This is a genomic window from Singulisphaera photorubra (genome assembly GCF_045290345.1).
Lineage (GTDB): Bacteria > Planctomycetota > Planctomycetia > Isosphaerales > Isosphaeraceae > Singulisphaera.
Genome location: NZ_CP155447.1, coordinates 2,687,209 through 2,707,979, shown reverse-complemented (window position 1 = coordinate 2,707,979; position 20,771 = coordinate 2,687,209). Strand labels below are relative to the sequence as shown.

The following is a 20,771-nucleotide window of genomic DNA, read 5'->3' as shown; positions in this document are numbered from 1 at the left end:
TTCCTTGCGACAGACTCTATTTTCTCGGAGAGACGTGAGTCGAGACACTCAAGCCAAGTGAGACTTGCACGCGGAGCCACTCGTACCAGTCAGGAAGCCCGTCGCCCGTCGTGGCCGAAACGCGCAGGACGCGGAGGGAGGGATTGACCTGGCGGACCGAATCGAGAAACCGGGCCTCGTTGAACGGGACGTAGGGGAGTAGGTCGATCTTGTTGAGAAGCACGATCGTGCTGGCCCGGAACATGTGAGGATACTTGAGCGGCTTGTCGTCCCCTTCGGTGACGGAGGCGATGACAACTTTGGCCCGCTCGCCGAGGTCGAAGAGCGCCGGGCAGACCAGGTTGCCGACGTTCTCGATCATGACGAGGGAATGAAGTGGCGGGTTGAGTTCGTCCAGGCCGCGGGCCAGCATCGCGGCGTCGAGGTGGCAGCCCGTCCCGGTGTTGATCTGGACCACGCGGCAGCCGGTCGCCCGGATCCGCTCGGCATCGTTCAAGGTCTCTTGATCGCCTTCGATGACTGAAAGCGATAACTCACCGGACAGGTCGCGGATCGTCCGCTCGAGCAAGGTCGTCTTACCCGCTCCCGGCGAGCTGACCAGATTCAGAGCCAGGATATCGCGCCCGGCGAGCCATCCTCGGTTCCGCTCCGCCAATCGGTCGTTCTTGGCGAGGACCGCCGCTTCCACGGAAATCGTGGTGCCGGAATGAGCAGGGAGGTGATGATGGGCGTGCTCGTGGTGGTCGTGGTCACTTGCGTGAGAGTGGCCATGAGAATGGCTGTGATCGTGGGGATGAGGATGAGAATGGCTGTGTTCGTGACCTTGGGGGTCGTCGAGTGCGATCGTCAGGCCGGTTTCGAGGTTGGTGAGCTTCGGCCTCGAGCTGTCGGAGCATCCGCATGTGGCACACATCATTTCACCTCGAATTCCTTGATTTTCAGTTCCTCGCCGGAAAGCCATTCCAGGTCGGTGTTGCCGCACGCGCAACGGCCGAACGGGCGTTCGAGACTGACCTCGCCTCCGCACGCCCGGCATCGCGCCAGGCCGGGGGGCTCGAGAATCACCAGGGTCGCTCCTTCCACGGGGGTGCCTTCGACGCAAAGGTCGAAGCAAAACCGCACGGCGTCGGGCAAGACCGCCGAGAGCTTGCCGATCTCCAGGACGACGCGTGTGACGCGCGCTCCGCCCGAGCGATCGCAGATCATCGCAACGATCTCCTGCGCAATTCCGAGCTCATGCATCCGGCCGTCCTACATCGATTTGTTCCTGACGTATTGTCCCATCGATCCTACGGCAAAAAGGCTTCCGACAACCAGGATCACCAGCGTCACCATTCCCAACGCCAATCCGGCAAGCACTTCGAGCACTTTCATGGCCAATGACCTCCTCATCACCAGGAACCATCATGTTATCTCGCTTAATCCACACTCCAACGATCGTCAATCATTGCGAAGCCCCCACCCCACGACGTTCGCGGACCTGCACAACAAGCGACTCGACGAGGAGGACCGCATCATCCAGGGCCCGCTCGACCGGCGCACTCAGCCTCATCGTCGGGTCGTCCTCTTCAGTCAAGGGAGTCGGTTCGCAACCGACCAGCAAGACAGGCTTGGGACGCCCCCCAAGCGCGAGGACGAGGCGGAAGACCCGCACCGGGTCCAGGGAGTGCGTCTCGATCATCGTTCCCTCATGACGGGAACCTGCCAACGGGATCGCTTCCTCCCACTCGGGTTCGATCACGGAGAGGGTGCCAGGCGCGGCACCGCGAGGAAGCGCATCGACCAGAATGGCAACGTCAGTGGCTTCGTCGAGGAGAGCGAGCGCCAGGTCGAACCCTCGGATGCCGAAGTCGACCAGGCGAACCCCGTCGGGCCGGGGGCGGCCTGCCAGCCGTCGGGCCACCTCGGGGCCGAAGGCATCGTCACCCAGGAAGATGTTCCCGACGCAGGCGATGAGAACTTGCGGAACCAGGCTCATGAGGGACGCTCCGGCTCGTCACTGAGCGGCTCGACCTCTTCGGGCCGAAAAAAGAAGCGATGGCCCGGCTTTCCCGCGGCCCCCAGGTCGCGCCCAGGGTCATCGTCCACCGTCACGGCCAGGTGAATCCGATTCTCAAGGTCTTGCTCAATGGCCTCGATGACGGCCGTCTTGCCCTTCAAGGCCAGGTCCATGATGTCGGCCGCCCCGAGGGGCCAGAGCCGGACGGGGGCACCCAGCCGAAACTCGACCCCGGCGACACGAACGCTCTGGAGCTTCGGTGGCTCGCGGGTCGGATCCCACCTATCCATGATTCTCGCCCCCTCTCCCCGCCAGTGGTCGGACTTCCCGCATCACCCCATGCAGCTCCATGAGCTGTCCGCGGGCCAGTGACTCGGTCCGTTCCAGCAGAGCGCGGCCACGATCGTCGAGCTCAGTCATCGCCTGCTTCTCCTCGTCGCTGAGGGTCATGATCCGCAGCGTGAGGATCTCGTCGATCTCCAACGAGTCGAAGAGGTCGCCGGGGCTTTCCGGGGCGATCTGTGGATAGTCGTAGAGGATGATCGGCGAGGACAGCATCGTGTCGACGTCCCCTTCGGCCCCAACCAGCACCGGCCACGTCCCTTCGTTCCGGCAACTCGCCGTCAGCGCACGCAACGCCTCGGGAGGATCGAGCGACGAGATGAACTCCCCGTCCCGGATCCCGAGCGACGTATGCGACGACACCAAGGTGTGCATGAGCACCTCGTCACGGTCGTCGCTCAGCGCCCCGAACGGGGTCTGATTCTCGATCCGGACCGTGATCCGAAAGTGGTCCTCTCCCACGGGCTCCGCCGAGAGGGCGACCGCGCCTGTCATGCGTCTTTGCCGACGCTCGAGGAGCCCGACGATCCTTCCGGAGGAGTCACGCACCGGCTCTCGTTCCGATCCAGGGCCGAACTGAAACGCAAACAGGCGCGAATGGGCGGCAAGTCCCCCCAGATCCGAGTCATCCAGGCGGATCTCCCGTTCGACCGCCTCCTGCCAGGAGTGAATCAGAGAGTCGCCGACCCGGAGTGATTCGACGAAGCGGACCGGGGTCGACCCATCGACGGCCCCGTCGGTTACGGGGCCGGCAAGCTCGCCGACCCGACGCTCCACGAGGTGAAGGAATCGGACGGAGACAGTCAGAGTGGTGCGAGGAGAACCTCGCGCAAGGCATTGCGTCTGCATTGTGGAGGCGTCCGCCCCGGGGCGACCGGCGGTGTACGAGGGGGGATAGAGGCCGCCGAACGACCACCGCTGGCGGTTCTTCACCGACGGGCGGTAGGGGTACAACAGATAGCCCTCGTAGAGGAGAGCGCTGACGAGCCGGTCGACCAGGCTTTGATTCATGGTTCCACTCGCTCGCGGCAGGTGTCCAGGAGGCGTTCCATCGTCTGTTCCCAGGTCGGCAATCCGAGCCTGCTCTTGTACAGATAGAGTTGGTCGAACACATCTTGCCGCAAGCAAAGCCAGGCAGAGTTGGGATAATAGAGATCCATCATCGCCTTCCAAACCTGGACCGGGAGCCGATACTCGGCCTCTTTCTCCCAGGAGATCGGGCTGACTTGCAACGCCCCGCTCTCATCCTCAGCGTAGAAGATGGTCCCGCTGAAAAGCAGACTGAGCGAGACCTCACCATCTTCAAGGGCATAAAAATACTTGGTGGCGGCGACGTTGAAGTCATACGTGCAAGGCACGGGGAGATCCACAACGGTCCGGCCGGTGAACGGGGGAACGATCAGACTCGTATGGGTCCAGAGCATGCTCCGGAGCGTTTGTCCCCAGCGTGTCGGCTCGCCGAACAGGTCGAGCAGGCGGCCCTGCTCCGCCGGGGCGTACCGTCGCCGGGTCGGCTCGATCCGGATCTGGCAGCGCAGGGCCACGGCCGGGATCGGCAGGGCCTGGGCTCCGGCCGAGTCGCTGATCCGGAGCTTGAAGTTCAGTTGAGGCGCCACGGCGAACGAAAGCGGCGAGGCCCCCTCGACCTCAAAGTTCAGGTCGGGCATTGGGTGCGCCTCCGAACGGCCGGGACCGCTGCTTGAGCCCCGCAAAAAACGTAACGATCTCCGCCCAGGCGACCGTCCCCCCCGACAGGCCCCGCCAGTGGGTCCGGATCAGGCCGACCAGCTTGTAACACTCGTCGATGGAGACGCGATAATACTCATGGGACTCTCCCAATCGATTGACCAGAAGGGCCTCGACATCCGGCTCCATCGTCTCGAGGACCCGGTTCTCCCTGGCGAGTTGATCCCAGGTCTCCAAGGGGAGGAGCGACTCGGTGGCCCCCGCCGGGCTCGGAAAGTGGGCGAGCACGCGTCCGGCCGCGGTGCTTCGAACAAAGAAGGCCAGGTTAATCGGCAGATGCAGATCGTCCCAGCGCTCATCGCTCAGCTGAAAGCCATCGAGCCACTCCACAAGCGGAGGGACTCGACGATAGCGTGCCTCCTGACGCTGGCCACTGAACAGGATCGAGCACGCGTCGCAACAGCAATGGAGCTGCCGGGTGGCCGGCTCCAGCAGGTGAGGATGTTCGGCCGCCAAGCCGAGCCCACAGAGCTCACAGCGCTCGACTGGCGGCCGAGGCCGCACGAATTGGCGAAGTACGGCCCACGGTCGCTGTTCCGCCGGCGGGTCCGAAATCATCACGGCTCCTCTTTCAAGTCAGGACAGCGTCCACGGACCTCGTTTCAAGGCATCTCAATACGTCGCCCACCAGTGCCGGCCAGCGCCGGCTCCAGCGTCACGATCGGCAGCAGCAGAGAGGACTGGTTCGACGGTTCAACGTCCTCCTCGACCTCAATCGCGGCGACGTCGGGCGCGGTTCCGAAGATGGCCGACTCAATCGTCTGCTTCAGGGTGGCCGCCGAGGACGGACAGCCATGGCAGCTCCCCTGCAAGCGGAGCCGGACCACATTCCCATCAATGCCCAGGAGCTCGACATCCCCCCCGTGCGAGTGGAGCTGAGGGCGAACCTGGTCAAGGGCCTGCGCCACCCTCACATCAAGGTCGTAAGGATGAAGACCATGGAGCAGGAGCAGGTTCGAGGCCAATTCGTCCTGGGCGACCTGTTCCATGATGGCGCGACCTGGTAGGCCGGCCGCGATAATCTGCCCAATGAGATTCGCCAGGGCCGCGGCATGGAATTCGAGGAGGGCCTGAACAATCTCGCGGGCTTGCCCCTGCGCCACCGGATCGGCGAAACGCTCGATCTCATCGATCAGGGTTTCGATCCGGCCGATCCGGCTGCGGAAGTCATTGTCGGGAGCGTTCACGGGGGGTCACTCCGGTCGATGGGCACCGAACATGGGTGAGTGGTTGACCTGAAGGACCTTGCCGTTGCCCATAAACATGTGGACGCCGCACGGCAGGCAGGGGTCGAAGCTACGGACCGCCCTCATGATGTCGATCCCTTTGAACTTGTCGGGGCCGTTCTCCTCGAAGATCGGCGTGTTCTGGACTGCGTCCTCGTAAGGGCCGGGCGTCCCGTAGATGTCGCGAGGGCTGGCGTTCCAGGGGGTGGGAGGATAGGGGTGGTAGTTGGCGATCTTGCCCCCTCGGATCACGACGTGATGCGACAGGACCCCACGCACTGCCTCGTGGAATCCGCAGCCGATCGCCTCGTTGGGCACCTTGAAATCGGTCCATGTTTTGGTCCGACCAGCATGCAATTCCTTGAGCGCCTGCTCCGTGAAGTAAAGGGCCGCCGCGGCCGAGTAGGCCTGGAAATACGTCCGGGCCCGATCACGCTCGATGGCGTTGCTCCACTTCGGGATCTTCCACTCGAACTCGACTTCGGGCTTCGTGGCGGTCTTGGGCAGGTAGATCTTGACGCTCTGGCCGGTGGCCTTGATGTAGCCGATGTCAACGAGGCCGGCCAGTGCGGTGGCCCAGAAGCGGGCGAGCGGACCGCCCCCCGTGTCGAGTGCCAGGTAGTCGTTGGTCCGCGCATCGTACCAACGGGGCGACATCACCCAGGTGTACTTGTCCTTGAAGTCGCGCTTCTGCGGCTTCGGGTAGGTCGTCTGATTCCAGGGGTGGCGGGGATCGACCGGGTTGCCCAGCGGGTCGTTCTCGACGAACCTCTCTCCTCCTTGCCAGTCATCGTAGAACGAGCTGCCCAGGAGGATGCGAAGACCCAGGTTGATCTCCACCAGGTCGGTCGTCACGAGCTTGCCGTCAACGACCACACCGGGGGTGACGTACATCGCACGCCCCCACTCGGTCATGTTTCGATACGTATAGTCGCAAACATCAGGGTTCTGGAACGAGCCCCAACACCCCAGGAGAACGCGACGGCGGCCCACCTCTTCATAGCCCGGAAGCGCTTCGTAGAAGAAGTCGAACAGGTCGTCATGCAGGGGGACGACCTTTTTCATGAACTCGACATACTTCATCAGCCGAACCAGGTAGTCGGTGAAGAGCTGGACCGTCGGGACCGTGCCCACACCACCGGGATAAAGCGTTGAGGGGTGAACGTGCCGCCCTTCCATCAGGCAGAACATCTCCCGCGTCATCCGGCTCATCTGGAGGGCTTCCAGGTAGAAGGTCCCGGTGAACGGGTTGAGCGCCCGCATGATGTCGGCGATCGTGCGGAAGCCGTGCAGGTGAGCGTGCGGCGACTCGGTTCGCTCCGCCAGGGCCAGCACGCCTGGGTTGGTCTCCTTGACCATCGTCTCGCAGAAATCGACGCCGACCAGGTTATCCTGGAAAATATTGTGGTCGAACATATACTCGGCCGCCTCGCCGAGGTTGACGATGCACTCGGCCATATTCGGCGGGCGGATGCCGAAGGCCATGTTCTGGGCGTAGCAGGCGCACGTCGCGTGGTTGTCGCCGCAGATCCCACAGATCCGGCTGGTGATGAAGTGGGCGTCGCGTGGGTCCTTGCCCTTCATGAAGATGCTGTAACCGCGAAAGATCGACGACGTGCTGTAGCACTCGGCGACCCGGTGGTTGGTGAAGTCGATCTTGGTGTAAATGCCCAGACTCCCCACGATCCGGGTAATCGGGTCCCACGACATATCCACGAGATGTCCAGTCTCGGCATGAACATCTTTTTCGGGAGTCACAACTGTCGCCATCGTTAGGCTCCTTTACTTTTCACGGTTTGACGAGGGTTTGCGGGTGATACCCGGTGGTCAGTTCAGGACGACGATGACGCCACTTCGGCTCCTTGTTGGCCGTGTCCATGGTCCATCCTCGCAGTTTCCGGATAATCCGCCCGTAGAACCCGATGGCGACGGAGGAGAGTCGGGCGCCCGGAGGCTCATCCATGAACGGCATGAACTTGTCGGGGAATCCCGGCATGGTGCAACCGATGCAGATCCCGCCGACGTTGGGACAGCCACCGATGCCGGCCATCCAACCCCGTTTGGGCACGTTGCAATTGACCACGGGCCCCCAGCAACCGAGCTTCACCAAGCACTTGGGCGAGCCGTATTCGTGGGCGAAATCCGCCTGCTCGTAGTAACCCGCGCGGTCGCAGCCGTCGTGAACCGTTTTCCCGAAAAGCCAGGTGGGGCGCAGGCAATTGTCCAGCGGAATCATGGGCGCCAGGCCGGCCACCTGATAGAGCAGGTAGAGCAGCGTTTCCATGAAGTTGTCAGGCTGAACCGGACAGCCTGGCACGCAGACGATGGGCAACCCGGCCTTCGACTTCCAGTCCCAGCCCAAATAGTCGGGCAGGCCCATGCAGCCGGTGGGATTCCCCTCCATCGCGTGGATCCCGCCGTAAGTGGCACAGGTGCCGATCGCCACGACGGCCACCGCCTTGGGCGCGAGCCGGTCGATCCATTCGCAGGTCGTGATCGGCTGGCCGGTCCGCTTGTCGGTCCCGAGCGCAGCCCAGTATCCTTCCTGGTGCACCTTCTCGTTGGGAATCGATCCTTCGATGACGAGGACGAACGCCCCGAGGCGGTCTTCATCGGCGAGGTACCAGTACTTCATGAATTCATCACCGTTCTCGTAGGCGAGCACGGGATTATGCAAGTAGACCTTGGGAAGTCCGGGGATCGCCCCCCTCAGGACGTCCTCGATACTCGGCTGGGTGGCCGCGGTGATCGAGACCGTGTCTCCGTCACAGCCGAGCCCGGCGGTGATCCAGAGAACGTGGACTTCCTTGACCGCCGGCGCATGCTGCGTCTTCCGGCCGTAAGGCACTGTCGCTACCGCCATGGTCAGACTCCTCTCCGGTAGGTGTGACTCAACGGGTGTTTTGGCTCTCCTCGCGTCCACTCTTCCTTTCTTCAGCTTGAGGCGGAGGTGCCGTGCGTGGCCTGGGAACGATCAGCCTTCCCGACGCGGCCCGAATACAGGCGAGGCACCCGCGGCCCCAGGGAACGCGAAGCGTCCCCCGGATCGCCGCCTCGATCGACTCGCTCTTTGCCGGACGCACCACTCAGCAGATGCGCGGCAACTGTTCTCCCGAGAGCAGGGTGACGACCCGCTCGCCCCCCACAATCGAACGCAGGGTGACCATCCCCGGGTGCTCGGCCACGACCTGGCCGATGAGCGCGGCATTCCGACCGAGCGGGTGGGTACGCATCACGGCCACCAGTCGCTCGGCATCCTCGGAGGGGACGACGGCGATCAGTTTCCCTTCATTGGCCACGTAGAGCGGGTCGAGACCGAGCATTTCGCAAGCGCCCCGGACCTCGGCACAGACCGGGATGGCGGCCTCGTCGAGCCTGACGCCCACGCGTGACGCCTCAGCCAGTTCGTTCAAGGCGCTCGAAACGCCGCCGCGGGTCGGGTCGCGCATCGCCCTGATCGATGGGCAGGCGTCGAGCATGACCCGGACCAGGTCGGTCAGCGGAGCCGTATCGCTCTCGAGCACGGTCTCGAACTCGATTCCCTCACGAACCGACATGATCGCAATTCCATGATCGCCGATCGTCCCCGAGACCACGAGGCAATCGCCCGGCCGCGCCGACCGGATCGAAAGCGAACGCCCTTCGGGCACCAAGCCAAGGCCCGAGGTGGTGATGAAGACCTGATCGCCCTTGCCGCGATCAACAACCTTGGTATCTCCGGTTACCAGGACGACCCCCGCCTCGTCACAGGCCGAGCGCATCGAGGCGACGATCCGTTTCAGGTCGGCCAGCGGCATGCCCTCTTCAAGGATGAACGCCGCCGAGAGAAAGAGCGGCCGAGCGCCTCCAACCGCCAGGTCGTTCACCGTTCCATGCACGGCAAGCTTGCCGATATCTCCCCCCGGGAAGAACAGCGGACGCACGACAAAGGAATCGGTCGTGAAAGCAATTCGAGGCGCTTTCACGCCGTTGTCCGTCCCCAGCCGAAGCGTGGCTTGATCCTCGAGCGCCTCGAGCACATCATTGCGAAACGCAGGGACAAACAAGCGTTGGATCAGTTCGTTCGTCAGGAGTCCGCCACCACCATGGCCGAGCACAATCTGGTCGTAACGCGACTGGGGCACCGGGCAGGTACCCAAGAGTTCGGCGGGGATCAGGCCAGCGGGGTCACTCATCGAACGACCTCCTTGCTGGAACCGAGGGGAACCAGGCTTTCCAGGGGGACTATCGCGTCGCTCTGGTTCCTCTCGAGGTGACGGCCATATGCGTAGTAGGCGGCACACGCCCCTTCCGAGGAGACCATGGTCGCGCCGAGCGGGTTTTGCGGGGTACAGGTCAGGCCGAACGCCGGGCAGTCGTGCGGCTTCTTGAGCCCTTTGAGGATCTCCCCACTGATGCAGATCGCCGACTCCTGGGTCACGATCTCGGAGACGGCGAACCGCTGCTCGGCGTCGTGTTCCTGGTACTCGGGGCGGAGCTTGTAGCCGCTCCTGGGGATGAGACCGATCCCACGCCACTTGCGGTCGCAAACATCAAAGACATCTTCAATCAATGACTTCGATGCTTGGTTCCCTTCGGGTCGGACCGCGCGGGCATACTGGTTCTCTACCTCCGCACGCCCTGCTTCTAGTTGGCGGACCACCCGGAGCACCCCTTCGAGCAGGTCGAGCGGCTCGAAGCCCGTGATGACGATCGGCACCTGATACCGCTCGGCGATCGGCTCGTACTCCCCACACCCGACCACGGTGCAGACGTGCCCCGGCCCCAAGAACGCGCGAACGCGATTGCCGGGAGAGCGAAGGATGGCGGTCATGGCCGGCGGTACGAGCACGTGGGACACCAGGACGCTGAAATTCGACAGCCGGCGTTTTCGCGCCAGCCAGACAGCCATCGCGTTCGGCGGCGCCGTCGTCTCGAACCCGATCGCGAAGAAGACGATCTGTCGGGACGGGTTGGCCGCCGCAAGGTTCACGGCGTCGAGCGGCGAATAGACGATCCGGACATCCGCCCCTTGCGACTTGAGCTGCAGCAAGTCCCCGCGCGAGCCGGGCACGCGCAGCATGTCGCCGAACGAGCAGAAGATGACGTCGGGCTTGGACGCGATCGCGTGCGCCCGGTCGATCATTTCGAGCGACGTCACGCAGACCGGGCAGCCCGGCCCGTGAACCAACTCGACCTCGGCGGGCAAAATCCGGTCGATCCCATACTTGACGATGGTGTGGGTCTGCCCGCCGCAAACCTCCATGATCGTCCAGGGCCGGGTCACCGTCCGCGCAATCGCCGCCGCCAGCGTTCTCGCCCCGGCGCTGTCCCGATACTCATCGAGATATTTCATGGCGAATGCGCCTCCAGGTCGTCGAGTTGATTCATCTCCTCGAGAAACGCAAAGACCCGCTTTGCCTCAACCTCGTCAATCCGAGACAGGGCGAATCCTACATGAACAAGCACGTACTCGTCTTTCACAATATCGGGCACATGCTCCAGGCAGACTCGCTTATAGACCCCGCCGAACTCGACGCGGCCCATCAGGACGTCGTGCTCCGTGTAGGTCTCGACCACCCGTCCGGGGATTCCGAGGCACATCGGCAACTCCTCATCCAAGGACCAACCCCGACTCTTGCCAGGCCGCCGCGATCGCGAGTTGCCCCAGGCACAACCCGCCGTCATTCGGGGGAACGCGCTGATGGCGATAGACCCGGAACCCGTCCTCCGTCAGCCTGGCGACCGTCTCGGCCGTCAGCAAGACGTTCATGAACACGCCACCGCTCAAGACCACGGCACCGAGTCCGTTCTCAGCGGCCAGGCGGCCACAGACTTGCGCAATCAGGTCGACCAGGGTAGAGTGAAACCGACGACCGATCCTCGCCGCCTTGCAGCCGGCTCGCAGGTCGTCGACCACCGCGGCGATCAACGGCCTCGTATCAACCACGAGGCTCGGGCCGGGTTGGATCGCAAACGGATAGGCATGCTCGGCTGGCGTGCCCGAGGCGACTCCCTCGAGTGCGATCGCCGCCTCCCCCTCGAATCGAACCCGGTCACCGACACCGGCCAAGGCCGCCACGGCGTCGAAGAGTCGGCCCACGCTCGAGGTCATCGGGGCATTGAACCGACGCTCCAACTGCTGTTGCACGACTCGAAGAGCCGGCCTTTGGATCCGATCGAACCAGGCCGAGCCATCCTGTCCGGCATCGGCCAGATGGGCGCAAGCCATCCGCCAGGGTTCGCGAATCGCCTGCTCGCCGCCGGGCATCGCCACATACCGGAAGTGGGCCGCGCGGCGGAAGGCGCGAAAATCCCCCGTGAGAAACTCTCCTCCCCAGACCGCGCCGTCGGTTCCATAACCGGTCCCATCAAAGGCGACGCCGATGACGGGCTCGTCCAGGCCGTGCTCCGCCATGCAACTCGCAACGTGCGCATGGTGATGCTGGACCGCAAGGAGCGGGACCGACCGTCCGCGCTCGGCCGCGTACCGTGTCGACGCATAGTCTGGATGGAGGTCGTGCGCGATCAGTTCGGGTTCAAAGGCAAACAACCGCTCATAATGGGCGATCGCCTCGACGTAGGCGCGATAGGCCTCATAGTGGTCCAGGTCACCGAGGTGATGGCTCAGCACGGCGTATCGCCCTCGCCCCAGCGCGAACGTCGCCTTGAGTTGCCCGCCCAGCGCCAGCGTCGGCCTCCGACAGGCGACCGGCAGATTCAACGGCTGCGGAGCGTGGCCACGAGAGCGGCGGAGCGGCAACTCCTTCCCATCGACGATCCGCGTGACGGAGTCGTCACAACGCATATGAATCGGGCGATCGTGATTCAGGTAGAGGTCGGCGATCCCCGAGAGTCGCTCACGCGCATCATCGTCCTCAAAAGCGATCGGCTCGTCGGACCGGTTCCCGCTGGTCATCACCAGGGGCGTTGGCTCGAGCGATCGGAGTAAGAGGTGATGCAGCGGAGTATAGGGCAGCATCACGCCGAGATCGCGATTCCCGGGCGCAACGGCGTCGACCACGTCCGTCCCCGGACGTCTGCGAAGCAATACGATCGGCCGGCGCCTTGATTGCAGCAAGGCCTCTTCACTCGTGGAAATCTCTGCAATCCTGCATGCCCCAGCCAGGTCACCCACCATGAGGGCAAACGGCTTCGCATCTCGTTGCTTGCGCTCCCTCAGTTCCGCCACGGACCTCGCGTCGGTCGCGAGGCAAGCCAGGTGATATCCCCCCAGACCTTTGAGGGCGACGATCCTCCCTTGACGCAAGGCCGCAACCGCGGCGGCCAGGGAATCCTCACCCGAAGCGAACGATTCTCCATGGGCATCGACGGCCTGCAACCGAGGCCCGCACGTCGCGCAGGCGATCGGCTCGGCATGAAACCGACGGTTGTGCGGATCTTCATACTCCGCGCGACACTCGGCGCACATGACGAACGACTCCATGGTCGTCCGTTCACGGTCGTACGGAGCATTCCGGATAATCGTGAATCGCGGCCCACAGTTGGTGCAATTCAAGAACGGATACCGAAACCGCCGGTCCCGAGGATCGAACAGTTCGGCGAGACAATCGTCGCAGGTGGCGACGTCAGGCGAGGGAAAAATCAGGCTCGTGGCGTCGGCACTGCTCGATTCGATCCGAAAGCAAATGTCATTCCGAGGAAGACAAGATTTGCAGGTGACCTCCTCGAACTGCGCCAGCGGCGGAGGCCGGTTCATCAGCGAGACGAAGAATCCGTCGACGGACCGATCCTCCCCCTCCACTTCGATGAGGACGCCCCCCGTCTGATTCTTCACGAAGCCGCGAAGACCAAACTGTGACGCCAGCCCAAACACAAAGGGGCGGAGTCCCACTCCCTGGACGATCCCACTGATCGAGATCGCTCGGCGTTCCATAAGCGCGCATCTCCGGACGTATGGCTCGCCACGAAGATCAAGCCCCATCTCCTCAAGAAAGGAGAGACAGGCCGACCCTAGGGGAGCGATCCGCTCGAGAGAGAAGCCGTTACAGACAACCCTTGAACTTTCTTATTTCTTACAGCCTTTCACTCGTCCCATTCCTTTGTCAACAGCAAATTCCCCCTGCACCAGCCGCCCCACCAAATTCGCCTCCCCTTATTTTCGCATACATGAATTCAAGAGCCCCCTATCCAGCTTGCCCCCGAAGGCTGGGGACAGAGGATCGGACTCCCTTTGTTGACCGTGGCGAGGACAGAATGCCGACGCCCCTCGCATGCTTTCTTGCTGTGACACAGAACTAGCGGGAAGGGCGAGATGTCTCCCGGCCCGGGTCGGCAGAATCGGTCGGGACGACGCGGATGACGACGGACTTCGAGGCGGGGGTACGGCTGCCGTCGGCGAAGTCGTCGACCGGGACGAGCACGTTCGCTTCGGGGAAGTAAGTGGCCGTGCAGCCGCGGGGGATGTCGTACGGAACGACGATGAATCGAGGGGCCAGCCGACGCTCACCGCGGAACTCGCCGATCAGGTCGACCACCTGGCGATCGACCAGGCCGAGCGTTTGGATGTCGTGCGGGTTCATGAAGACAACTCGCCGTTCCTGGTAGACCCCTCGATAACGGTCATCCAGGCCGTAGACGGTCGTGTTGTACTGGTCGTGGCTCCGGATGGTCATCATCAGCAACTGGCCGGGGGCAAGTTCGATCCGAGGGATCGGCAAGACGCTGAACCGGGCCTTGCCGGTGGCCGTCACAAACCTGCGTTCGGCGGCCGCGTTCGGCAGAACGAATCCGTTGGGCTGGCGGACACGGTTGTTGAAGTCTTCAAACCCAGGAATCACCTGGGCAATCCCGTCGCGAATGCGGTCGTAGTCCGCCGCAAGCGCTTCCCATTCCACGGGAGAGTCGGGGCCGAAGACGGCCCGCGCGAGTCGCGCGACGATCGCCGGCTCGCTCAGCAGAAACGTGGAGGCCGGCGTCAGGCCCCCGCGCGAGCTATGGACTGCGCTCATGGAGTCTTCGACCGTCACGAACTGGAGCCCGCCCGCCTGGGTATCGAGTTCGGTCCGGCCGAGGCAAGGCAAAATCAGGGCCTGGCGGCCAGTGACCAGGTGCCCTCGATTCAACTTCGTCGAGACTTGCACCGTCAGTCGGCAACGGCGGAGGGCCTCGGCCGTGTAGGCGGTGTCTGGGGAGGCGGAATGGAAGTTACCGCCCATCGCGAAGAAGACATGGGCCCTGCCTTCGTGCATCGCCTTGATCGCGGCCACCACGTCGAAGCCATGGGCGCGAGGCGGCTCAAACCCGAAGGCACGGCCGAGGCGGTCGAGAAATTCGGTTGACGGGCGTTCATAGATGCCCATCGTCCGATCCCCTTGCACGTTGCTATGCCCCCGGACCGGGCACGCCCCCGCGCCTGGCCTGCCCAGGTTCCCCCGGAGCAAGAGCAGGTTGACGACCTCCTGAATGTTGGCGACCCCATTCTTGTGCTGGGTCAGCCCCATCGCCCAGCAAACGATCGTTCGTTCGGCCGCGACGTAAATCTGTGCGGCGCGGCGGATCAGGTCAAGCTCGACGCCGCTCTGCTCGATGATCTCGTCCCAAGGGGTGGCGTCGAGGGCCGCGGCGAACGCGTCGAAGCCGGACGTATGCTCGGCGATGAACGACCGATCGAGGACCTCGCCGGGACGTCGCCGTTCTTCCTCCAGGACCTCCTTCATGATCCCTTTCAGGAGGGCCACGTCACCATTGATCCGGACGGGGAGGAACAGCTCCGCAATGGCGGTGCCTCCCTTGAGCATATCGCTCACGTGTTGGGGATGAGCGAAGCGGTCGAGCGCCCGCTCGTGCAGCGGATTCACGCTGACGATGTGGCACCCGCGACGCGCGGCGGATTCGAGCGCCGAGAGCATTCGAGGGTGATTGGTACCGGGGTTCTGACCGATCACGAAGATCGCATCAGCCAGGTCGAAGTCGGCGAGTGAGACCGTCCCCTTGCCCACACCGATCGTATCGCCGAGGCCGACGCCGCTCGACTCATGGCACATATTCGAGCAGTCAGGGAGGTTATTGGTCCCGAACAGGCGCACGAAGAGCTGATAAAGGAACGCCGCCTCGTTGCTCGTCCGTCCCGAGGTATAAAAGATCGCCTCGTCGGGGGAGTCGAGTCCGCGGAGCTCGCTTGCGATCAGGTCGAAGGCCTCATCCCAGGTGATCGGTGTGTAGCGCGACGCTCCTTCGGTCAGGACCATCGGTTGGGTGAGCCGTCCTTGCGACTCGAGCCAGTAGTCCGACTGCTCGAGCAGGAGAGGCACCGACCATTCGTTGAAGAAGGCAGGCGTCACGCGCCTGGTCGTTGCCTCGGCCGCGACGGCCTTGGCCCCGTTCTCGCAGAACTCGGCATGAGAGCGATGATCGACGCCTGGCTCGGGCCAGGCACAGCCGGGGCAGTCGAAGCCGTGGGCCTGGTTGACCTTCAACAGAGTTGAGGCGCCCCGGAACATCCCCATCTCGTTCATCGTGTGCTTGACGGTACTCGCGATCGCTCCGAAACCGGCCGCGGGATGGTGGTAAGGCCGCACGTCAACCTGGGCCAACTCGGTGGGTTGGACGGTCGGCTCGTCGCGCGCCGGGTCCAGGGCCGTCGTCGATGACTTCCCGATCGGATCTGACATGGTCGCCTCTCCCCCTTCGGAACCGTCACCGCCGCGGGTCGATCCGATCGGCGTGGGTGTAGACATTGAAGCTCGGGCCGCGGAGGAAGCCCACCAGGGTGATTCCCAACCGCTCGGCCACGGAGACCGCGAGCGTGGAAGGGGCCGAGACCGCGCACACGATCGGGACCCCCGCGACGGCCGCCTTCTGAAGGATCTCGAAGCTGGTCCGCCCCGAAACGAGCAAGATTCGCCCCGAGAGCGGCAAGGCCCCATCCAGGAGAGCGCGACCGACCAGCTTATCGACCGCGTTGTGTCGCCCCACATCCTCTCTCAAGACGAGCAGGCGGCCGGAGACATCGAACAGGCCGGCGGCATGCAAGCCTCCGGTGCGGTCGAAGACGGTTTGCGCTCCCCGCAAGGCCTCGGGCAAGCCGATGAGAACCGAACGGCCGATCACCGGCCCCGCCTCGACCGGCGTGCAGCGCACCGCGATCTGCTCGAGAGTGGCCTTACCACAAACGCCACAACTCGAGGTCGCGAAAAAGTTTCGCTTCAGGGCCGAGCCATCGAACGGCCGCGACAGCGTTACTTCAATAATGTTGCAAGGGGTTCGGCCCCCCCTCTCATTCAGGGGCTCCGCGGTGACCACCTCCGCGTGAGAGGCAATCAGTCCCTCCGTGTAGAGAAAGCCGACGGCCAGCTCGGCGTCGGCTCCCGGAGTCCTCATGGTCACGGCCACACTGGTCGCTTTCTGACCGGGTCCGCTGGCCCGAATCTCCAGCGGTTCCTCGGCCACGATCCAGTCATTCCGCGCGAGCGCGCCCTCCGGCCCCATGACGATCACGTTCACGGAAGCGGCATCCCTGGGGACGGCCGGTTCCGCATCGAGGCGAGTGATGGGGAGACTCGAGGAGGGCTCAGGACTCATCATCGGTTCAGGCAATCAGCCGCCTTGCGGCAGTGAAACGAAAGCCTTGTCTATGCAACTCATCAAGACGCCGGCGCCGTTTGTAGGAAAAGCTCGACCGTCTCAGATTCTATGGAATTTTAGAGCAGAACGACAGGATGTAAACCCTCTGAGCTCGAGAAGGGTTCAGGTTTCGGCGTCCGTCAACCAGGAGGCGACCCCGTCCGCACCAAGGGTCTTCAAACCCAGATCTCTTAGAAAGCCAGACTAACACATGGGTATTGGGAAGTCTATTTCGAGACGGTTCGATCCCAAAATGGCCACCGGCCGAGCTTCCCGTAGGATGGCCCGGCCGGTGGGGATTCTACTCGGATTGATCCACGCACTCCATCGCGTGGTTCAGTTACCGGGTCGCGGGCTGACCACGCGCCAGGAGAGCACGTCGTAGAGGCGGTCCAGGGTCGCCTGGACCGAATTCCGCGTGCCCCAGCCGCCCCAGGCGAAGAGCACGCCACTCTCCACCCCCAGATAGGTCAGCTTGACCCGCACGCCGTCGACGCGCGGCTCGAGTGCCACGGCTGGGCGCGCCTGCCCACTCGGCGACCACTCCTCAACCGCGGCGACCAGTTCCGGCTCGGCTCTCAAGCTTGGGATCATAACGGTGTCCTTCGTCGTGCTCATCTGGATGGTTCCTGGCTCCTGCCGGGAGACCCAACGGTGCAAGGGCACGCGCCTACCAGAGGGCGTGGCTCACGGCCCAGGTCTACCCGATCACCTGATCGCATGTCAACCGACGTCTTTGGGGAGTTTTCGGCGAATCGACGGCCCGACTTGAGGCAGGCGACTCTTATTGTTCGGCAGGGAAAGCCTTCTGGATTCCCTCGGACCTCGATTTCTTCAGCGACTCGGTCGGGCGAATCAGTTTGTTCTGGTCATCCGGCGCAGCCCCAAGGGCCGTCGGCCGTGGAAGGCAGAGGCCGCTTACGAAGACAGGATTTGTGCGGATTGGTATGCTTGAGTAAAAGAACGTTCCCAGGTATACACGCCCAACTGCGCCAAGGAGTCAGGTTTTGGCGACTATCGCGATTTGTGTCTTCCCCACGCCCAGCGTGATCATGAATGCGATTGCGCTCGCGAAACGTCTCCGGCAGCGTGGGCACGAGGTCTGGATCATCAGCACGCCCGACGTCGAGGAGATGGTCCGGGCCGAGGAAGTCGAGTTCATGCCCGTGCTGGCGGACCTGTTCCGTTCCGGTTCCTTCAGCGCAGAGTTGCGATTGCTTGCAACGCTCTCGTGGTTTGCCAAATTTCGAGAGGTGCGCCGGCTCAATCGCGTTTACCGGTCGATCCTCAACCCCATGCTGGAGTCCCGGGACAACGAGATCGACCGTGCGTTCGATCGGATCGACCCCGACCTTGTCCTGGTCTACTCCGACGTCCCAACACTGGTTGTCATCCCCTTGATCGCGTTGCGTCGCGGCCTGAATTGCACCTATGTGACACCGTTATTCCATTCGTTTCGTGGTCCAGCGTCACCGCCGTTGCCGGTTGGGCTCGTGCCACGCCCCAGCTTTTGGAACCGTTGGGCGGTTCGCTGGGCCTGGACGCGATACCTCCTCCGACGAAACACATTCCGACACATTGACATTGCACTCGGCCTCGATGCAGATCTGCCTCGACTCGTGCGCAAACTCGCTCCCGAAAAAGGCGAGGCCGGCTGGCCAGTCCGCTGGGATTGCTTCCTCGCCCCAAAACTCTCGCTCCCCGAATTCTTCCTCGCGCCCCGCGAACTGGAGTTCGACTTCGAACCTCGGGCCGGAAGCCACTGGCTCGGCTGGTGCTTTGACGAAGGCCGGGCCGAGCCTACGATCATGGCCGAGCAGATCGACCCATCGCGACCGCTGATCTATTGCGCGATGGGGACCCTGTTCCATTCGTTCGTGCCCGCGCCTCGCCGGGTTGCCTTTTTCCAGGCCGTGCTCGACGCACTCAGAGCCCGCCCACACCTCCAACTTGCGCTGGCCACCGGAAACGCCTCTGAGTACGAAACCCTCGAAGTGAACGCGCCTGGCGCCCTCGTCCGGGAGCGTTTCCCTCAACTTCAGATGCTGAAACGGGCCCGAATCATGATCAGTCACTGCGGTTTACATTCGCTGATGGAGTGTTCCTCCCAAGGCGTTCCGATGATCGCGTTCCCGCTCGGGTTCGACCAACCTGGCAACGCCGCCCGCGTCGTTTATCATGGCCTCGGGCTGCGCGGCGATTTCCGACGGGCCACGGCGGAATCGATCGGTCGGCTCATTGATGAAGCGCTCGCAGATGAGGCCATGAGCCGCCGCTGTGTGGCCATGGCGGCCCGAGCAGGGAATCGCGGGGCTTACGAATCGGAAATGTCCGCACTGGAAGCGCTCGCGAGAACGTGATTGATGAAGTTTGGGGCCGCTCGCTGCCACCGTTGGCTTCCTCGAACGACTTGAGCTTCAATCCCCTCCCCCAGCACTCACCTCTTCCCCCCCCCTTATTTCCAACGACCCGATACAGGGCCAGGAAGCCTCTCGCTACTCGCTCCCACGGTCCCACGAGGGAACGAGGGTGATTCCTCGCTCTATGGCTGGGCGTTGCTTATTTTCAACGATCCGCGGCAGAGCGAAAGCCCCGATGATTCGTACGATTTCCGCAACGGGTTGGTTGCAGTAGCTCGCATCTCAAAGGAAGCGCGGGCGAGGTGCCCGCGCTCCCCACGGATGAAATGCGGGCGCTCCGGCGACCACTGAGCGATCCCACTCGCACACGCAATCCGGCCCCCAAACCAAACCCGCCTCAAACAAACGTCGGGTGCAAAACCTCCGACATGTCGAACACCTTGATCCCACTACCATAGTGCACGCATGAACCGTATTATTTTAGAAGAGAGCCCAGGAGATTTTCGACTTTTTTCGGGAGGATTCGCATCAATGCCCACGGCCAGTTCCCTTCCCAAGATTTTTTATTCCTTTGGCCACAAACGGGTTACGCAGCCAACACCACGACGGCTTCCCGGATCAAGCTCATAGAAAGTGAGGCATCGATCAAGACACAGTCAAATGTGATGAATTTGAGCCTTGAGGGTGAGGGCGCACGACGATGATGTTCCAAACCGCGGCGGGAGACGGCGTCTTCGCTACCCCCTGCCCTCGCCGCGCACCTCGATTGACCAACGTTCACGGCCGCAAGCGGCGCAACGCCCTTTGGCTGCACGCAACGACGACCGGCCTGTTCGATCCCGGCCAAAACCGGATTCGCCAGTACACCGCGAACGACCTCGCGGCCCTCTGGGCCGTGACGCCCAAGGCGGTCCGAAACGGCATCAAGGAAGCCCTGAAAGACCAGGAGAGGCTACTTGCTCATGTCGCAGGTTAAACCAGAGCCTTATCTCCCCGAGCCCGACCTCATCCTGATGGGGTGCCGCCCCTGGGATGCCCTGAAGCCGGCTCAGTGCCCGGTCTGCAAGAACGGAATTCGCCCAGGCGATGATGCAAGCTACTGCGCCCGCTGCGACTCGATGAGCCCCAAGCGGGAATCACAGGTTCGCGCGGCCCGTCTCGGCCAGCGGATGCGAACCGAGCGGGCGAGCGCCGAGCGGAACGCGAGGCTCGACCTCGAACGGCTCCGCAAGTCGTCCCCCATCCTGACCGAAGCCCAGCGGCGGAGGCTCTGGATGGGCTATAGCCAGAGCGGCATCGACTCGCGAAACCCCGAGGTCGCCAACCGCTCCAAGGCCGGGCGCGACTGGTTGATCGCGATCGGCCAGGAACCCGATTGGTCGATCGAGTTCGACGCCAAGGGACGGCCCAAGAAGTCCGTCGCCAACGCCAACTGACCAATGACCGACACCCGACGGCGTCTCGAAGAAAGCGTCGTCGGGGCCCTCTTCCCTCTCCACTTCCTCCACCACCACGAATCACGACCAGAGCCCG

The 20,771-nt window shown here is 63.3% G+C and carries 21 protein-coding genes; 3 read left to right on the top strand and 18 right to left on the bottom strand.

What is annotated here, in order from left to right:
• Window positions 1-16 precede the first annotated feature (16 nt).
• The 18 genes from hypB to V5E97_RS10435 form a co-directional block, all read right to left on the bottom strand.
• Complete coding sequence (gene hypB, locus V5E97_RS10520; protein ID WP_406701145.1) at window positions 17-913, bottom strand: hydrogenase nickel incorporation protein HypB; 897 nt, start codon at window positions 911-913, stop codon at window positions 17-19.
• Complete coding sequence (locus tag V5E97_RS10515; RefSeq protein WP_406699280.1) at window positions 913-1,242, bottom strand: hydrogenase maturation nickel metallochaperone HypA/HybF; 330 nt, start codon at window positions 1,240-1,242, stop codon at window positions 913-915. The genes hypB and V5E97_RS10515 overlap by 1 nt, the downstream gene beginning before the upstream one ends.
• A gap of 9 nt (window positions 1,243-1,251) precedes the next feature.
• Window positions 1,252-1,374, bottom strand: a complete 123-nt coding sequence (locus tag V5E97_RS10510; protein WP_406699279.1) for a hypothetical protein — start codon at window positions 1,372-1,374, stop codon at window positions 1,252-1,254.
• Between the two features lie 70 nt (window positions 1,375-1,444).
• Entirely contained in the window at window positions 1,445-1,978 is a 534-nt protein-coding gene (locus V5E97_RS10505) for a hydrogenase maturation protease (protein WP_406699278.1), read from the bottom strand.
• Complete coding sequence (locus V5E97_RS10500) at window positions 1,975-2,289, bottom strand: hypothetical protein (RefSeq protein WP_406699277.1); 315 nt, start codon at window positions 2,287-2,289, stop codon at window positions 1,975-1,977. The genes V5E97_RS10505 and V5E97_RS10500 overlap by 4 nt, the downstream gene beginning before the upstream one ends.
• Window positions 2,282-3,352, bottom strand: a complete 1,071-nt coding sequence (locus V5E97_RS10495; protein WP_406699276.1) for a hypothetical protein — start codon at window positions 3,350-3,352, stop codon at window positions 2,282-2,284. Before V5E97_RS10495 ends, V5E97_RS10500 begins: the two co-directional genes overlap by 8 nt.
• Complete coding sequence (locus V5E97_RS10490; RefSeq protein ID WP_406699275.1) at window positions 3,349-4,008, bottom strand: DUF6084 family protein; 660 nt, start codon at window positions 4,006-4,008, stop codon at window positions 3,349-3,351. The genes V5E97_RS10495 and V5E97_RS10490 overlap by 4 nt, the downstream gene beginning before the upstream one ends.
• Complete coding sequence (locus V5E97_RS10485) at window positions 3,989-4,645, bottom strand: DUF5947 family protein (RefSeq protein ID WP_406699274.1); 657 nt, start codon at window positions 4,643-4,645, stop codon at window positions 3,989-3,991. Before V5E97_RS10485 ends, V5E97_RS10490 begins: the two co-directional genes overlap by 20 nt.
• A 44-nt stretch (window positions 4,646-4,689) precedes the next feature.
• Window positions 4,690-5,274: a NifU family protein gene (locus V5E97_RS10480; RefSeq protein WP_406699273.1), complete on the bottom strand. Its 585-nt coding sequence runs from the start codon at window positions 5,272-5,274 to the stop codon at window positions 4,690-4,692.
• Between the two features lie 6 nt (window positions 5,275-5,280).
• Window positions 5,281-7,083, bottom strand: coding sequence for a nickel-dependent hydrogenase large subunit (locus tag V5E97_RS10475; RefSeq protein WP_406699272.1), 1,803 nt, complete (start codon window positions 7,081-7,083; stop codon window positions 5,281-5,283).
• A 19-nt stretch (window positions 7,084-7,102) separates the two neighbouring features.
• Complete coding sequence (locus V5E97_RS10470) at window positions 7,103-8,176, bottom strand: NADH-quinone oxidoreductase subunit B family protein (RefSeq protein ID WP_406699271.1); 1,074 nt, start codon at window positions 8,174-8,176, stop codon at window positions 7,103-7,105.
• 223 nt (window positions 8,177-8,399) lie between these two features.
• Window positions 8,400-9,488 carry a hydrogenase expression/formation protein HypE gene (gene hypE / locus V5E97_RS10465; protein ID WP_406699270.1) on the bottom strand — a complete coding sequence of 363 codons (1,089 nt, stop codon included), beginning with the start codon at window positions 9,486-9,488 and terminating at the stop codon, window positions 8,400-8,402.
• Entirely contained in the window at window positions 9,485-10,648 is a 1,164-nt protein-coding gene (gene hypD, locus V5E97_RS10460) for a hydrogenase formation protein HypD (protein ID WP_406699269.1), read from the bottom strand. Before hypD ends, hypE begins: the two co-directional genes overlap by 4 nt.
• Window positions 10,645-10,896, bottom strand: a complete 252-nt coding sequence (locus V5E97_RS10455; RefSeq protein ID WP_406699268.1) for a HypC/HybG/HupF family hydrogenase formation chaperone — start codon at window positions 10,894-10,896, stop codon at window positions 10,645-10,647. The genes hypD and V5E97_RS10455 overlap by 4 nt, the downstream gene beginning before the upstream one ends.
• Window positions 10,897-10,906: 10 nt before the next feature.
• Window positions 10,907-13,189 (bottom strand): carbamoyltransferase HypF, encoded by a 2,283-nt coding sequence (hypF, locus tag V5E97_RS10450; RefSeq protein WP_406699267.1) that lies wholly within the window; start codon window positions 13,187-13,189, stop codon window positions 10,907-10,909.
• A 361-nt stretch (window positions 13,190-13,550) separates the two neighbouring features.
• Entirely contained in the window at window positions 13,551-15,926 is a 2,376-nt protein-coding gene (locus V5E97_RS10445; RefSeq protein WP_406699266.1) for an FdhF/YdeP family oxidoreductase, read from the bottom strand.
• Between the two features lie 25 nt (window positions 15,927-15,951).
• Window positions 15,952-16,758 (bottom strand): formate dehydrogenase accessory sulfurtransferase FdhD, encoded by an 807-nt coding sequence (fdhD, locus tag V5E97_RS10440; RefSeq protein WP_406699265.1) that lies wholly within the window; start codon window positions 16,756-16,758, stop codon window positions 15,952-15,954.
• A 456-nt stretch (window positions 16,759-17,214) separates the two neighbouring features.
• Window positions 17,215-17,496, bottom strand: coding sequence for a hypothetical protein (locus tag V5E97_RS10435; protein WP_406699264.1), 282 nt, complete (start codon window positions 17,494-17,496; stop codon window positions 17,215-17,217).
• Window positions 17,497-17,885: 389 nt separating this feature from the next.
• On the opposite strand from V5E97_RS10435, the gene V5E97_RS10430 reads away from it, so the two are divergent.
• The 3 genes from V5E97_RS10430 to V5E97_RS10420 all read left to right on the top strand — a co-directional run bounded on the left by V5E97_RS10430 (window position 17,886) and on the right by V5E97_RS10420 (window position 20,674).
• Entirely contained in the window at window positions 17,886-19,238 is a 1,353-nt protein-coding gene (locus V5E97_RS10430) for a glycosyltransferase (RefSeq protein ID WP_406699263.1), read from the top strand.
• 700 nt (window positions 19,239-19,938) lie between these two features.
• Window positions 19,939-20,214 (top strand): hypothetical protein, encoded by a 276-nt coding sequence (locus V5E97_RS10425; RefSeq protein WP_406699262.1) that lies wholly within the window; start codon window positions 19,939-19,941, stop codon window positions 20,212-20,214.
• Complete coding sequence (locus V5E97_RS10420) at window positions 20,201-20,674, top strand: hypothetical protein (protein WP_406699261.1); 474 nt, start codon at window positions 20,201-20,203, stop codon at window positions 20,672-20,674. The genes V5E97_RS10425 and V5E97_RS10420 overlap by 14 nt, the downstream gene beginning before the upstream one ends.
• Window positions 20,675-20,771 lie beyond the last annotated feature (97 nt).

Excerpts from the sequence above, each read along its gene's own strand:
- hypB (WP_406701145.1), bottom strand. The coding sequence starts at position 913 with ATGTGTGCCACATGCGGATGCTCCGACAGCTCGAGGCCGAAGCTCACC.
- V5E97_RS10515 (WP_406699280.1), bottom strand. The coding sequence starts at position 1,242 with ATGCATGAGCTCGGAATTGCGCAGGAGATCGTTGCGATGATCTGCGAT.
- V5E97_RS10510 (WP_406699279.1), bottom strand. The coding sequence starts at position 1,374 with ATGAAAGTGCTCGAAGTGCTTGCCGGATTGGCGTTGGGAATGGTGACG.
- V5E97_RS10505 (WP_406699278.1), bottom strand. The coding sequence starts at position 1,978 with ATGAGCCTGGTTCCGCAAGTTCTCATCGCCTGCGTCGGGAACATCTTC.
- V5E97_RS10500 (WP_406699277.1), bottom strand. The coding sequence starts at position 2,289 with ATGGATAGGTGGGATCCGACCCGCGAGCCACCGAAGCTCCAGAGCGTT.
- V5E97_RS10495 (WP_406699276.1), bottom strand. The coding sequence starts at position 3,352 with ATGAATCAAAGCCTGGTCGACCGGCTCGTCAGCGCTCTCCTCTACGAG.
- V5E97_RS10490 (WP_406699275.1), bottom strand. The coding sequence starts at position 4,008 with ATGCCCGACCTGAACTTTGAGGTCGAGGGGGCCTCGCCGCTTTCGTTC.
- V5E97_RS10485 (WP_406699274.1), bottom strand. The coding sequence starts at position 4,645 with ATGATTTCGGACCCGCCGGCGGAACAGCGACCGTGGGCCGTACTTCGC.
- V5E97_RS10475 (WP_406699272.1), bottom strand. The coding sequence starts at position 7,083 with ATGGCGACAGTTGTGACTCCCGAAAAAGATGTTCATGCCGAGACTGGA.
- V5E97_RS10470 (WP_406699271.1), bottom strand. The coding sequence starts at position 8,176 with ATGGCGGTAGCGACAGTGCCTTACGGCCGGAAGACGCAGCATGCGCCG.
- hypE (WP_406699270.1), bottom strand. The coding sequence starts at position 9,488 with ATGAGTGACCCCGCTGGCCTGATCCCCGCCGAACTCTTGGGTACCTGC.
- hypD (WP_406699269.1), bottom strand. The coding sequence starts at position 10,648 with ATGAAATATCTCGATGAGTATCGGGACAGCGCCGGGGCGAGAACGCTG.
- V5E97_RS10455 (WP_406699268.1), bottom strand. The coding sequence starts at position 10,896 with ATGTGCCTCGGAATCCCCGGACGGGTGGTCGAGACCTACACGGAGCAC.
- hypF (WP_406699267.1), bottom strand. The coding sequence starts at position 13,189 with ATGGAACGCCGAGCGATCTCGATCAGTGGGATCGTCCAGGGAGTGGGA.
- V5E97_RS10445 (WP_406699266.1), bottom strand. The coding sequence starts at position 15,926 with ATGTCAGATCCGATCGGGAAGTCATCGACGACGGCCCTGGACCCGGCG.
- V5E97_RS10435 (WP_406699264.1), bottom strand. The coding sequence starts at position 17,496 with ATGAGCACGACGAAGGACACCGTTATGATCCCAAGCTTGAGAGCCGAG.
- V5E97_RS10425 (WP_406699262.1), top strand. The coding sequence starts at position 19,939 with ATGATGTTCCAAACCGCGGCGGGAGACGGCGTCTTCGCTACCCCCTGC.
- V5E97_RS10420 (WP_406699261.1), top strand. The coding sequence starts at position 20,201 with ATGTCGCAGGTTAAACCAGAGCCTTATCTCCCCGAGCCCGACCTCATC.